We start from the raw sequence: 12,294 nt of genomic DNA, 5'->3' as shown, positions 1-12,294 counted from the left end.
TAAGTTGCGTTTCACTTCCGTCAATCTTATCAGTTTTGCTAATACTTCTTCTCGTTTCCCGATCCAGCTATTCCGGCCTGTAAAATAGGACAGGCGCGCGTATCGCGGGCTTTTGATCTTGTGGCCTCCCACTGCGGCCGGAGGTCACCATGCACGTCATCACGCTCTGCGATCGTCAATTTTCCCAGCATCTGGGTCTACTGACCGAGATGTACCGGCTACGGCGTCGCGTATTCAAGGATCGGCTCGACTGGGGTGTCTCGGTTTCCGGCGACCTGGAGCTCGACGTCTTTGATGCGCTGAACCCCACATATCTGATCGCCGCTGATCGCGACTGCGTTAGCGGTTGCGTGCGGCTGCTTCCAACAACCGGCCCGACGATGCTTGCCGATACCTTTCCGATGCTTCTCGACGGACAGGTGCCGCCGCGCAGCGAGCGAATTCTCGAAAGCTCGCGGTTCTGCGTCGATACCCAACTCGCACCCGGAACGGGCAGAAATGGTCTCAACCGTACGACATTTATCTTGTTTGCAGCCATGATTGAAAGCGTGCGGGCTGCTGACGCCGACTCGATCGTAACCGTCACGGATATGCGTATGGAGCGGATCCTGCGTCGCGCCGGCTGGCCGTTGGAACGGATTGCTCCGCCACAACGGATTGGACAAACCATGGCGCTAGCCGGATTCCTGCATGCTTCCGACCAAGCGCTCGCGGCCATGTATCGAAATGCCGACGTCACAGGTCCGGTTCTTGTCGCACCAGAGGCATTGAGAACTGCTGCCTGACGGCCATGAGGTGCCCGCATCGAGCGCAAGCGGAGCAGGCGGTCGGATCAAGAGCGTGAGATGCTGGCAGACCCGAGGCATAGTCGAATTGTTCTGATCAATCTCGCGCGCGGCGAACAGGCCAGTGTAGCGGCCGAGTTCGCCACGCGTCGCCGCGCCAGCCTGACCCTGCTTCCATTTTGCCAGAAAATATTTGGCGTCTCCCAAACCGCGGTTGGCGAATATGAACGGAGCCAATTGGCGGAGGAGGTCGCTCATTCAATTGCGCCGCTGGACGTCGATGGTCTTTCGCTATGGCTCGATCAGCGATTTACAGACTCACTGGCAGCATCGAATGTCGGTGTTGTTGTTCTGGGCGGGGCCTGGCTGGAAGAAGATGTTTTTATTGCTGCGCTCGAGGGAGTGCGACGCGGGTACGATGTGCGATTGCTTGCCGATCTGTCCACCGCGCGGGTTGAAGCTGACCGGTCGCTTGTTCTCGACCGCCTGGCGCTCCACGGCGTGTTGACGACGACTGTCCGACAAGCCCTGCTGGAATGGGCGGTGTGCCTGGATGACGCCAGTCTGAAACAGAGGGTTCGGCAACTCTTGTCGTGACCGGGCGCCACCCGCCAGGCGCTTCGCATGCGGGGCGGGCTCTCGTGAACCGAGCCCGCGATCGCGGTCTCGGCCTTCGGCTTCGATCCCTGGCGCGGACGTAGCGAAGCACGGCGGTATGGTCCGTTTGCAACAGGGTGCTTGCGCTTGCATCGCCACACCGTCGGGTACGTGCGCTAGCTCGCAGCAGACAGATCTGCGGAGCCGGCCTGAACGGCCGGCTGGTTTTTAGTGGCCCCCAGAAGGCGGGGTGGGCGGCGCTCCCGTATAGCCCCGAACCGGCGAGCCGCAACCGCGAGCCGCTAAATTTTCGAAATGACGATTGCGTAACGCTCGCGGTCCTCCGCTGACGCTCCGGCCGTTCCTGTGCGGCCCGCCTCTGCGTTCGGGGCTGTCCGGTCGCTCTTCGCCGCCCACCCCGCCTTCCGGGGGCAGGACGCGGAAGAAAGAAAGCGAGCGGAGATTGTCATGTCCAACCATCTACACCGGGAGCGCGCGGAGAGGCCCAAGGAAAGTCCCAAGGTAGCCCCCAAGGCCGCTTCTAAGGCAAGTCTTTACGAGGAGATCACAGCACGGATTATCGCCGATCTGGAAGCTGGCACCTTCCCTTGGGCGCAGCCTTGGGGCGCTAGCCCGGGGAACGCCGCGCTCGGACTGCCGCGAAACGCCGCAACCGGGAAATCCTATTCCGGCATCAATGTGCTGATCCTCTGGGGCCGGCTGTTCGATCAAGGTTTCACCTCGCAAAGCTGGCTCACCTTTCGCCAAGCGCTCAGCCTTGGAGGCGCAGTGCGCAAGGGCGAACACGGGGTCAGCGTCTGTTACGCCGACAAGTTCATTCCCAAGGGCAATCGAAGCAACGGCGGGGGCAGCGAAGCCGCGTCGGGCCAGGGCGAGGGGAACGGCCAAGACGAACGGAACGGCGCGGCCGAGGCGGTGCCGTTCCTGCGGCGCTATACCGTCTTTAACGTCGCGCAATGCGAGAACCTGCCGGATCACTGCCTTGGCTTCGCACCCGCCTTGCCGGAACGCCAGATCGTACCGCAGGCCGAGGCGCTCGCGAAAGCGACGCTGGCCGATATCCGTACCGGCGGAGCGCACGCCTTCTATCGGCCTTCGGAAGACGCGGTTCACATCCCGCCGCAGCCCGCCTTCTTCGATCAGATCAATTACTACCGGACCCTGTTTCACGAGCTGGGGCACTGGACCGGGCACGCCAAAAGGCTGAACCGCGACCAGACCGGCTCGTTCGGCTCGAAGCTCTACGCCAGCGAGGAACTCGTCGCCGAGATCACGGCCGCCTTCGTCTGTGCCGCGCTGTCGATCCAGCCGACCGTGCGCCACGCCGATTATCTCGGCAACTGGCTGAGCGTCCTGCGTTCGGATAATCGCGCCATCTTCCGCGCCGCCAGCAAGGCCTCGAAAGCCGCCGATTTCCTGCTGGCCTTCCGAGCGCCGGTCACCGCGAGCACCGACGACCAAGCGCGGGACGGACTACCGGCATAGCGCCTCCGTCCCCGGCGATCCCCGGACGCAGGCGCCCACCGGCTTTCAAGAAACCCATTGCCTCCCGAAACCGGGCTCGTCGGTGAGGCTGTTCGCAATCGCTGAGCCTTCACCTCAACATCAACCGAAGGAGATAAGATAATGGACCTGCAACACATTCCCTTGAGCAACCTCAAGGTAGCCACCGTCAATGTCCGCCATGGACGCAAACCGCCCGATGTCTCCGACATCCTGCCGTCAATCCGCGCCCGCGGCGTTCTGCAGCCGCTACTGGTGCGACCAGTTGAAGAAGGCTTTGAGATCATCGCCGGGCGACGGCGCTATTTCGCCGCAAGCAAGGTCGCCGAGGAACAGGGCGCAGCACCTGACGAGGTGCTGCTGCCGTGCGCCGTGACGGCCACGGGCGACGATACCGGCGCGATGGAAGCCTCCCTTATCGAAAACGTCGCCCGCCAGCCAATGGACGAACTCCAGGAGTACGAGGCCTTCGCCAAACTGCTCAAGCAAGGCCGCAAGGTGGAGGAGATTGCCGCAACGTTCGGCGTGACCGAGCTTCGGGTCAAGCAACGCCTTGCGATCGCGATCGCCTCCCTCCACCCGAAAATCAAGGAAGCCTTCCGCGCAGGCACCATCGAGGGCGAAGACCTGCGCCTGCTCACATCGGCGACGAGGAGCCAGCAGAAGGAGTGGGTCGAAGCATTGGCCACGGAGGCCGGTCCGGACGATGATGGGGAGGGAGCGCCACGGGGTTTTCGCCTCAAGCGCTGGCTGTTCGGAGGCGAACAGATCGCAACCAAGGTCGCGTTGTTTCCGCTTGCGAACTACCCCGGCAATATCGTCACCGATCTCTTTGGCGACGTCGGCTACTTCAGCGACCACGATGCCTTCTGGGGGCTTCAGAACACCGCGATTGCGCAGCTGCGGGACGACCTGACCGGCAAAGGCTGGCAACAGGCGACCGTCATGGAGAGAGGCAGCCGTTTCCACGACTGGCAGTACGATGAAGTCGCGCTGGAAGACGGCGGGCACGCGTTCATCGAGGTCGGCTCGAACGGCGAGATCGAGGTCCATGCCGGTTATCGCGACCGGGATGAGCGGGACGCGGACGACGGCGAGGCTCAGGGCGGAAACGCCACCGGCACGCCGGAAAGGTCCACGATTGCCAAGGCTGAATTGACCAAGGCGGCCGAGAACTATCTTGCCCTGCATCGACACGCCATCGTGCGCGCCGAACTGCTGTCGCGGCCCGGCATCGCACTCCGGCTTGCTGTCGCGCACATCGTCGCCGGGTCGCCGCTGTGGAGTGTGCGTCCCGAGCCGCAGCGCGCCGACAAGGAGGCCATTGCTGAAAGCGTGGCCGCAGGGCGAGCCCAGGCAGCCTTCGAGACAGAGCGCACCGCGATCTTCGAATTGGTTGACCTCGAACCGAGCCACTACGGTACGTTGACGCGGGGCAATGCCGATGCCTATCGGGGCGCCGCCGTGCTCGCCCGGCTGCTGACGCTGCCGGACGAACAGGTGTTACGGGTGCTAACTTTGCTCATGGCCGAAACCCTCTGCGCCAGGTCGTCGCTGGTCGAGGCAGCGGGCTTCCTTGTGGCCCCCGACGTGGCGCGGTGGTGGGCGGCCGACGATGCCTTCCTCGATCTCGTCCGGGATCGCGGCGCGGTCAATGCCATGCTTGCGGATGTCGCAGGCGCTGACACCGCCGCCGCCAACGTGTCGGAAACGACAAAGGTGCAGCGGAAGATCATCCGCGACTGCCTCAACGGCGAGGGGCGGGACAAAACCGAAGGCTGGGTGCCGCGCTATATGGCGTTCCCGCCGCATGCCTATGACGCCGCCAAGACCCTGCAGGCGGCCAGCGACTGGGAGGCTGTTAAGGATTTGTTTACCGGCGCCTGAGCATGCCGATTCGGCTGCGGCGGCCTTAGCCGCAGCCGTTTGCCGGGAGTCGGCGAGTCGTGAATCAAACCCTAACGGCCCCGGAAATAAGCCTGAGGCGCAGCCATAGCGACTCGGATTATGAGTCCGGAGGGATCCATGGATGGAACTCGACGGAGCCAACCCATGCCAAATGCATTCAGCGTCTTTAAGGACGGAAGTGCCATGGTGAAGCATTGCGTTGCGCTAGCTTCGGTCGGAGCAGCGACACTGACCGCAACCGTCGTGGTGCTGGCCCGGGTCGTTTCCTCCCTGACTGTCGGTGCGCCGTAGGGCGGTGCGGATAGATGGAAATCGCCGTCCCCAGACAATCACGCCCGACCGAAACGATGTCGCCGGAGTTCGCTTTGATTCGGTTGAACCAGCCTGCGAGCCGGCAAGCGATCGTTCGCGGTGCCTTTGCGCTGCTGGTTACGGCCGTGCTGCTTGCGGAAAAGGCTCGCGCCGACGACGTGACCGGGCAAGCCAGCGTGATCGATGGCGATACCATCGAAATCCATGGCACGCGCGTGCGCCTGTTCGGGATCGACGCTCCCGAACACGACCAGCTCTGTAGCAACCCACACGGCGACCCCTACCGCTGCGGGCAGGTGGCGTCCAATGCGCTGGCCGGGTTCATCGGCGGGCAGACGGTCGCTTGCGTCGAGGTCGACCGCGACCGGTACAAGCGGACGGTCGCGGTCTGCAGCGTCGGCAAGGTCGATCTAGCGGACTGGATGGTGCGCGGCGGGCTTGCCATCGACTGGCCACGTTACAGCAAGGGCGACTATGCGCCGGCGGAGGCCGAGGCGCGAGGTAAGCAGATCGGTATGTGGGGTGGACGATTCGTCCAGCCCTGGCGCTATCGTCAATGCATCGGCACTGGAAGCCGCCCCGATGACTGCTCCCGCGAAGGGATGGACGATCGGCGCTGAGGCTACAAAGCAATCTGGAGAATCGACGAGACCTGTGCGGCATACGCCCCGAAACAAGAAACCAGCCCCATGTGCATCAGTCGCAGGCTTCTTGAGCCGTGTGCACATGGGGCCGGTCTGATCGTCGCCGCGATGCCGCGGCGGCTTTGCGCTTGCGGAAAACCGCGCGCTTACTTCTTCATCTTCTTGGTCTTCTTCGCGACTTTCTTGGTCGCCTTGGCCGACTTCTTTGCCTTCTTCGCTTTCTTTGCCATGTCTTCCTCGTAGTTTGGTTGGCTTGACGAATGCGCGGACGCTGCGAACCAGCGCGCGCGCCATCAAGCTAACACGAAACTAGCAAAAACTATACCACGATGGATTAACGCACGGTCTCGCGCGTCGGACGCCGCGATAATGAACAACGCAGACGTCTCACCGAGGCGCGGGTCACGCGACGTCAGCTATTCGCCGGCAAAGATGATGCTCCACGATTCGTCGATGGCATCCGGTCGCTGAACGGCAGTGCTTGCGTTTGCGAAGGTCCGAACTCGGGAGACGCCAGCGATAGGCTCACATAGTCCCTGCCGCAGTTATCCTTGCGCTTGTTGTATCTAGGCGGATCACGAGGCCTCGGATGACGACCCGGAAGTCTGGATGAGTACCCGCAGCTCTCGTCGCGGTTGGGCACGATGTCGATGTCGGCCCGGATCGACACGGTCGTGAGCTGCCCCTGAACCGCCGTTGTCGTTCCTGGTGACGTATCCGATCGCAGTCACGGTCTATCCTCTGTAAGCCTCAAAGGAACGATTCCCTGCTTGTGGGCGTGACGACCTATGGGAACCGCTCCGCCGCCAAAACCCTCGCCATCTCCTTTTTTCCCCGCCGGTCCTGCTAGTCCCGGCTCCTCGCGGCCGCTTCGCTCTCAAAAAACTCGTTCGCTCGGGTGCGCCGCTGCGCTTCGCCCCTGACGGGTTCGGTGGCGTTTCAACGTCGTCGTGATCTCCGTTTGGCCGGGCTGTGTGAGCAGCGAGACTCCGCCTTCCATGTGGGTCGAAAAGACGTGCTTGGCCACTCGCGCGTACACCTGCAACGCTTGGGAGTGCGGATGTCCATACTGGCTCTCCACGCCCGCGCTGATCAGAATAGTATGGGGACCGATGTCGAGCAGCGACTTAGGATGGGTTGGTCCCAAGGAGTTCGACAAGGGCATTGAGCGTCACACCATCGAAGGGGTCTCAGTACCGATCTATGTGCCGGCCAAGACGATCGTTGATCTCTTCAAGAGCGGCCAACGTCAGAAGGCTTTCTACAACGCGCCCGCAGGTCTCGCACATGCCACGCAAGCGATGAAAGACGCGCTCAGGCTACGCAAGGCGACACCGTCCGAAATCGCAAAGTACGCAGTCGAGGCCGGCATATGGGAAAAAGTCGTTCAGCCGCGCCTTGAGACGCTGACTGTCAATGCGTAAGCCGCTGAAGAATGTCGCGGCTTTCCAACTTCGTGCATGTCGTCGTCATGTAGGTCGATGAGGTCGCCAAACGTGCGAACGTTCCGTGCCGCGCGTGGCTTAGCTGAACCGTTGCGGTCGATGTTGCGCTCCATTTCGAGCGCCCACTCTTCGCCATCCTTGCGTCTCCGGAACGTCTCGGCCACATAACGGGTCTTGCGGCGGACCTGGACGCGCCAGTTTCCGGATGCCATTTGTGTGAAGGTCGCCACGCGTGTGCACTCCGACTTTCGTGTGCACTATGTGTGCACTGAGAGGTCAAAACGGGTACAAACGTGTGCAATTTCGTCTAGTTTGGAGTGCACACGTTCGCGGTTCATCCCATTGAAGAGTAAGATAAACTGTTGAAATATCAAGATTATCGCTTTTCCGTTGCCCCCATGATGGACTGGACCGACCGGCATTGCCGCGTCTTCCACCGTCTGATGACGCGGCGTGGCCGGCTCTACACGGAGATGCTGACGACCGGCGCCATCATTCATGGCGACCGCGAGCGGCTGCTCGGCTTTGATGCCAGCGAGCATCCGGTGGCGCTGCAGCTTGGCGGTTCCGATCCCGACGCGCTCGCGACCGCTGCAAGGATCGGCGAGGATTTCGGCTACGACGAAATCAATCTCAATGTCGGCTGTCCATCCGACCGGGTGAAGGACGGCCGGTTCGGCGCTTGCCTGATGGCGGAGCCTGAACTGGTTGCGGAAGGCGTTGCCGCGATGAAGCGCGCGGTGAAAATTCCCATCACCGTCAAATGCCGGATCGGCATCGACGACCAGGATCCGGAAATCGCCCTCGACGTGCTGGCACGCGGCGTGATCGCGGCCGGCAGCGATGCCCTGATCGTGCATGCCCGCAAGGCCTGGCTCAACGGATTGTCGCCGAAGGAAAACCGCGACATCCCGCCGCTCGACTACGACAGGGTCTACCGTCTGAAGGCCGCGTTGCCCGGCGTACCCATCATCATCAACGGCGGCATCGGCAGCATCGCCGAAGCAAGGCAACACCTCGATCATGTCGACGGCGCGATGCTGGGGCGGGCGGCCTATCAGGAGCCGTGGCGGCTGCTGTCGGTCGATCCCGAGCTGTTCGGCGAGGCCGCGCCGTTTGCGACCATGAAGGACGTGTTCGCGGCGATGCTGCCCTATATCGAGCAGCAACTCGCACAAGGCACGCGGCTGCATTCGATGACACGGCATTTCGTCGGCGCGTTCCACGGCGTCAAGGGCGCGCGTGCGTTCCGCCGCCATCTGGCCGAAAACGGCGTCAGGGCAGGGGCCGGCGTCAACGCGCTTGTTGATGCGATGGCGCTAGTTGACGGCGGTGCGGCCGCGGCGATGGCGGCCTGAGCCATTGATGCTGCCGGTGACGTCGGGATAGCCGTGCAGCTTCAACCGATCGGCCTGCACGCCCCAGCTCTCCAGCCGGTCGAGAAAACTCATGCCGAGCAGGTTGGTCTTCATCTGTCCGCGCGGCACTACCAGCGCCGGAATTGACTTCTCGACCAGATGGCCGACGGCGAGACGATCCAGCGTCAGCCGCGCCGCCTTGGTGTGACCGCCGGCGGTTTCGACGTCGACATTGTATTCCAGCATCTCGAGCGGCAGTCCGATCGCCTTCGCGGTTTCCCAGGTCAACACGACAGAGGTCGCACCCGTGTCGATCACCATCGGCGCCTTGACGCCGTTGATCTTGACGCTGAGCGCGAATTCACCGGCCTGGCTCCGCGCAATCTCGACCGCTGGCGCCGGTTTCACGGCGCTCCGCCCCAGCATATGGGAGACCTGTTCGCTGGCGCGCGCGATCTGATCGGGGTCGCCATAGGCAATCACGGCGCCGGCGGTGGCGGCGAGCATCACGAGGACGAGGAGGATGCGGCTCATGACGCGCCTCCATCGATTCCTCGGCTGATTGCGGGGCCGATCAGCCGCGCTTGGGCTGTGGTGCCATCGGTTCGAGGCCCGCCTTCGCCATGCGCGTTGCCAGCCCCGCCATCACGGCCAACCGCTCCGCGCTGTCCATCTTGTGCCAGCGCGCGATCTCCGGAAGCGTTCGTCCGCAGCCGAAGCAGAGCTTGGTCCTGGGGTCCATCATACAGACTGCGATACACGGCGTTTCTTTGCTCATTGTGGAAGTGTGAAATGGTTCGCCCGCTTGCGCAAGCGCCCCCGCTACAGTCCGGTTCCGGCACTCATGATCGGTTTGTTGCGCGCCCGGCGCTTTTCTTCGGCGGGAACGGTGGCGTTTTCCGGCTGCAGGGGCGGCGCTTCCTCTGCCATCGGCGCCAGTGCAGACATCACCCGCTCCGGCGGGAAGGTGACGATGACCTCGGTGCCGATCCGCAGCTTCGATTTCAGCGTAAAAGTGCCGCCGTGCATGTCGATCAGGCTTTTCGCGATCGGCAGGCCAAGGCCGGCGCCTTGCTCGGCCGACTTGATCGAGTTGGAGCCCTGGCCGAACGACGCCAGCACGATCGGGATCTCGTCCTCGGCAATGCCGGAGCCGGTGTCCTTGACGCTGAGATACTGGCCGCCCGACGCGGTCCAGCCGACCTTCAGCCAGATCTCGCCGCCCTGCGGCGTGAACTTGATCGAGTTCGACAGCAGGTTGAGCACGATCTGGCGCGTCGCGCGTTCGTCGCCCCAGATCCGCGGCATGCCCTGCTCGAACACTTCGTGGATGGTGATGCCGCGGCTGGTCGCGCGCAGCTTCAACAGATGATGGCAGTCGGCGACGACGTGCACCAGCGACACCGCTTCCTCATTGAGCTCGTAGCGGCCGGCCTCGATCCGCGACAGGTCGAGAATCTCGTTGATCAGGTTGAGCAGATGGACGCCGGAATTGTGGATGTCGGCGGAGTATTCCTTGTAGACCGGCACGGTGTGCGGCCCGAAAATCTCGCTCTTCATCACCTCGGAAAATCCGAGGATCGCATTCAGCGGCGTGCGCAGCTCATGGCTCATCTGCGCCAGGAAGCGCGATTTGGCGACGTTGGCGGATTCGGCGCGGTGCCGCGCCTCGTCGGAAATCGCCTTGGCCTGTTCGAGTTCGCCGATCAGCGCGTCCTTTTCGGCGCGCGCTTCCAGCGTCGCCAGCGTCGTCGAGTGCAGCCGATGGGCGAGCAGCGCGAAATAGCCTTCGGCGGCGATCGCCAGCAATGCCAGCACGTAATTGTCGAACGTGCCGGCCAGCACGAAATTGAGCGCGATCGCGGCCGTCACCGGCGCGGTCGCCGCCAATGCCGCGATCGGCAGGCTCGCCGCCAGCATGCTCGATACCGCGATCACCAGCAGCATCAAAAACATCATCATGGTGTTGGAGACGACGTCGAGGCCGGCCGGGTGGATCAGGATCGCGGTCCAGCACAGGCCGTAGAGCAGGTCGAGTAGCACGAAGCGGGTGCGCCATTTGCGCGTCGCGGCGAGCGAAGGCTTCTCGGCGAGGAACTTGGCGCAGTTGCGGATGATCGCGGCGTGGATGCAGAGCATGCCGACGGTCCAGGCCGCCGACCACAGCGGTTGCATCCACAGGCCGAACAGCACGCCGGTGGCAACCACCAGCAACATCACGACATAGGAGGCCGACATCCGGGTCTGGGCGTATTGCCGGAGCAACTCGGTATCGAAAGCCGGGCGGGTTCCCGACGTCGACGTTAACCGATCGCGCGCCTCGCGCACCCGCTGCGCCGCGGCGCGACGGCTGTTGACCGGCGCTGCTGCAGGCGTTTCGGCCGGAAGCTGGACAACTTCGGGCTTTTCTGCGGGATTACTCATCAAACAACACAAATCCTGCCCGTGAACGGCACGAGCTTTTGCATTGTCTATCTGTGGCGCGAAATCATTAACCCTTACCTTAAAGGGCTAAAGAATCTCGTTAACGGGAGGTTAAATTAACTTTTGGAAGCATCCGCATTGCGAGCGAAGCGAAGCAATCCATCTCTCGGCAAATGCTGCAATGGATTGCTTCGTCGCTACACTCCTCGCAATTGTGCATGTTCATTAATTCGCTGATTGAATCGCCCCCTGAGGGGAGGAGGATTCGATGCGCGACAACAGCTACGACCGGACGATTGAGCGCAATTATCTTCAGAAATGGCGGTTCCTGATCCCGGAGTATGAGGCGGTAAAGGCCGGGCGGTCGGACACATTCCGCCGGGTCGGGGATTTTTACCGTCATCACGGGACGTGCTCGCAGACCTTCCGGAAATATTACAACCGGTATCTGCGGAGCGGCGCGGAGGCTGACCTACTGCCGCAGCGCCGCGGGCCGAAGTGGCGGGAGCGGCGCGAGCCGGAAGGGATCGAGGCCGAGATCGTCGCCTGCCGCCACCGCGGCATGAACCGCTACGAGATCCATGCAGCCTTGCGTGAGCGGCGCGATACGCTACCCTCGCCATCGACCATCTATCGGGTTCTGAAACGCTATCAGTTGAACCGCCGCACGCCGGCCATGCGTGAGGAGAAGCGTCGCATTATCAAGGACAAGCTCGGCGAATTGGGCCACGTCGACCTGCATCAGCTACCGCGTGACATGTTCCTCGCGCCACCCTCAAGCTCGGCCTATATTGTCAGCCTGCTCGACAGTTGCTCGCGCCTGGCCTGGGCTGAGGTCATTACCTCGAAGAAGGCGCTGCCGGTCATGTTCCGGACGCTGAAGATGATCAATACCCTGAACGTCACCTACGGGCTCGTGTTTGCCGAAATCCTGTCCGACAACGGCTCCGAGTTCGCTTCCCGCAATCACCCTGAAGAGCATCCCTTCGAGGCCATGCTGCTCGAGCTCGGCATCAAACACCGCTACACCAGGCCGTACCGGCCGCAGACGAATGGCAAGGTCGAGCGCTTCTGGCGCACCCTCGATGACGACGTCATCGACGGTGCGACCTTCGACAGCCTCGATCACTTCGCCAACGAACTCTTCGAATACCTCGTCTACTACAATAATCACCGTCCCCATCAGGCCCTCGGCGGGCAAACCCCAAAGGACTTCGCCTTGGCCAAAACCCAAGCCATTCAATCAGCGAATTAATGAACATGCACAGCAATGACGGCGGCGGGTTGGGCGGCCTCT

General features: G+C 62.5%; 12 protein-coding genes. 8 read left to right on the top strand and 4 right to left on the bottom strand.

The genetic code is table 11. The features are described from left to right. Positions 1 to 149: 149 nt before the first annotated feature. From BLR13_RS02355 to BLR13_RS02320, 6 genes are all read left to right on the top strand, one after another. Entirely contained in the window at positions 150 to 785 is a 636-nt protein-coding gene (locus BLR13_RS02355) for an acyl-homoserine-lactone synthase (RefSeq protein WP_074827966.1), read from the top strand. A 60-nt stretch (positions 786 to 845) separates the two neighbouring features. Beyond that, a complete protein-coding gene (locus tag BLR13_RS02350) occupies positions 846 to 1,382 on the top strand; it encodes an isochorismatase family protein (RefSeq protein WP_074827969.1) in 537 nt (178 codons plus the stop codon). A 468-nt stretch (positions 1,383 to 1,850) separates the two neighbouring features. After that, the gene (locus BLR13_RS02345) at positions 1,851 to 2,888 is read left to right on the top strand and encodes an ArdC family protein (protein WP_079586878.1); all 1,038 of its coding nucleotides are present in this window, start codon (positions 1,851 to 1,853) and stop codon (positions 2,886 to 2,888) included. A 141-nt stretch (positions 2,889 to 3,029) separates the two neighbouring features. After that, entirely contained in the window at positions 3,030 to 4,793 is a 1,764-nt protein-coding gene (locus BLR13_RS02340; RefSeq protein ID WP_074827971.1) for a ParB/RepB/Spo0J family partition protein, read from the top strand. Between the two features lie 326 nt (positions 4,794 to 5,119). Next, complete coding sequence (locus tag BLR13_RS02335) at positions 5,120 to 5,746, top strand: thermonuclease family protein (protein ID WP_244525057.1); 627 nt, start codon at positions 5,120 to 5,122, stop codon at positions 5,744 to 5,746. Between the two features lie 1,136 nt (positions 5,747 to 6,882). Continuing rightward, positions 6,883 to 7,194: a type IV toxin-antitoxin system AbiEi family antitoxin domain-containing protein gene (locus BLR13_RS02320; protein ID WP_074827972.1), complete on the top strand. Its 312-nt coding sequence runs from the start codon at positions 6,883 to 6,885 to the stop codon at positions 7,192 to 7,194. Here BLR13_RS02320 and BLR13_RS41470 read toward each other — a convergent pair. Then, positions 7,158 to 7,445 (bottom strand): hypothetical protein, encoded by a 288-nt coding sequence (locus BLR13_RS41470; RefSeq protein ID WP_244525056.1) that lies wholly within the window; start codon positions 7,443 to 7,445, stop codon positions 7,158 to 7,160. The two genes, BLR13_RS02320 and BLR13_RS41470, sit on opposite strands and share 37 nt — an antisense overlap. Positions 7,446 to 7,613: 168 nt before the next feature. Between BLR13_RS41470 and dusA the strand changes: the two genes are divergently transcribed. After that, positions 7,614 to 8,573 carry a tRNA dihydrouridine(20/20a) synthase DusA gene (gene dusA, locus BLR13_RS02310; protein ID WP_244525211.1) on the top strand — a complete coding sequence of 320 codons (960 nt, stop codon included), beginning with the start codon at positions 7,614 to 7,616 and terminating at the stop codon, positions 8,571 to 8,573. Here dusA and BLR13_RS02305 read toward each other — a convergent pair. From BLR13_RS02305 to BLR13_RS02295, 3 genes are read right to left on the bottom strand one after another with little or no spacing between them, the layout of a single operon-like run. Next, positions 8,535 to 9,107, bottom strand: coding sequence for a TIGR02281 family clan AA aspartic protease (locus BLR13_RS02305; RefSeq protein ID WP_074827978.1), 573 nt, complete (start codon positions 9,105 to 9,107; stop codon positions 8,535 to 8,537). The genes dusA and BLR13_RS02305 overlap by 39 nt on opposite strands. Before the next feature lie 40 nt (positions 9,108 to 9,147). Continuing rightward, a complete protein-coding gene (locus BLR13_RS02300; protein WP_074827979.1) occupies positions 9,148 to 9,351 on the bottom strand; it encodes a DUF1289 domain-containing protein in 204 nt (67 codons plus the stop codon). Positions 9,352 to 9,395: 44 nt separating this feature from the next. Then, a complete protein-coding gene (locus BLR13_RS02295; RefSeq protein ID WP_074827981.1) occupies positions 9,396 to 10,997 on the bottom strand; it encodes a sensor histidine kinase in 1,602 nt (533 codons plus the stop codon). 268 nt (positions 10,998 to 11,265) lie between these two features. On the opposite strand from BLR13_RS02295, the gene BLR13_RS02290 reads away from it, so the two are divergent. After that, positions 11,266 to 12,252: an integrase core domain-containing protein gene (locus tag BLR13_RS02290; RefSeq protein WP_074827985.1), complete on the top strand. Its 987-nt coding sequence runs from the start codon at positions 11,266 to 11,268 to the stop codon at positions 12,250 to 12,252. Positions 12,253 to 12,294 lie beyond the last annotated feature (42 nt).

It is taken from the genome of Bradyrhizobium ottawaense, from assembly GCF_900099825.1.
Taxonomy (GTDB): domain Bacteria; phylum Pseudomonadota; class Alphaproteobacteria; order Rhizobiales; family Xanthobacteraceae; genus Bradyrhizobium; species Bradyrhizobium ottawaense_A.
The sequence above is the reverse complement of the archived record's forward strand: the minus strand, read 5'-3'. Positions and strand labels throughout refer to the sequence as shown.

Excerpts from the sequence above, each read along its gene's own strand:
- BLR13_RS02345 (WP_079586878.1), top strand. The coding sequence starts at position 1,851 with ATGTCCAACCATCTACACCGGGAGCGCGCGGAGAGGCCCAAGGAAAGT.
- dusA (WP_244525211.1), top strand. The coding sequence starts at position 7,614 with ATGATGGACTGGACCGACCGGCATTGCCGCGTCTTCCACCGTCTGATG.
- BLR13_RS02290 (WP_074827985.1), top strand. The coding sequence starts at position 11,266 with ATGCGCGACAACAGCTACGACCGGACGATTGAGCGCAATTATCTTCAG.
- BLR13_RS02335 (WP_244525057.1), top strand. The coding sequence starts at position 5,120 with ATGGAAATCGCCGTCCCCAGACAATCACGCCCGACCGAAACGATGTCG.
- BLR13_RS02350 (WP_074827969.1), top strand. The coding sequence starts at position 846 with ATGCTGGCAGACCCGAGGCATAGTCGAATTGTTCTGATCAATCTCGCG.
- BLR13_RS02355 (WP_074827966.1), top strand. The coding sequence starts at position 150 with ATGCACGTCATCACGCTCTGCGATCGTCAATTTTCCCAGCATCTGGGT.
- BLR13_RS02295 (WP_074827981.1), bottom strand. The coding sequence starts at position 10,997 with ATGAGTAATCCCGCAGAAAAGCCCGAAGTTGTCCAGCTTCCGGCCGAA.
- BLR13_RS02305 (WP_074827978.1), bottom strand. The coding sequence starts at position 9,107 with ATGAGCCGCATCCTCCTCGTCCTCGTGATGCTCGCCGCCACCGCCGGC.
- BLR13_RS02340 (WP_074827971.1), top strand. The coding sequence starts at position 3,030 with ATGGACCTGCAACACATTCCCTTGAGCAACCTCAAGGTAGCCACCGTC.
- BLR13_RS02320 (WP_074827972.1), top strand. The coding sequence starts at position 6,883 with ATGTCGAGCAGCGACTTAGGATGGGTTGGTCCCAAGGAGTTCGACAAG.
- BLR13_RS02300 (WP_074827979.1), bottom strand. The coding sequence starts at position 9,351 with ATGAGCAAAGAAACGCCGTGTATCGCAGTCTGTATGATGGACCCCAGG.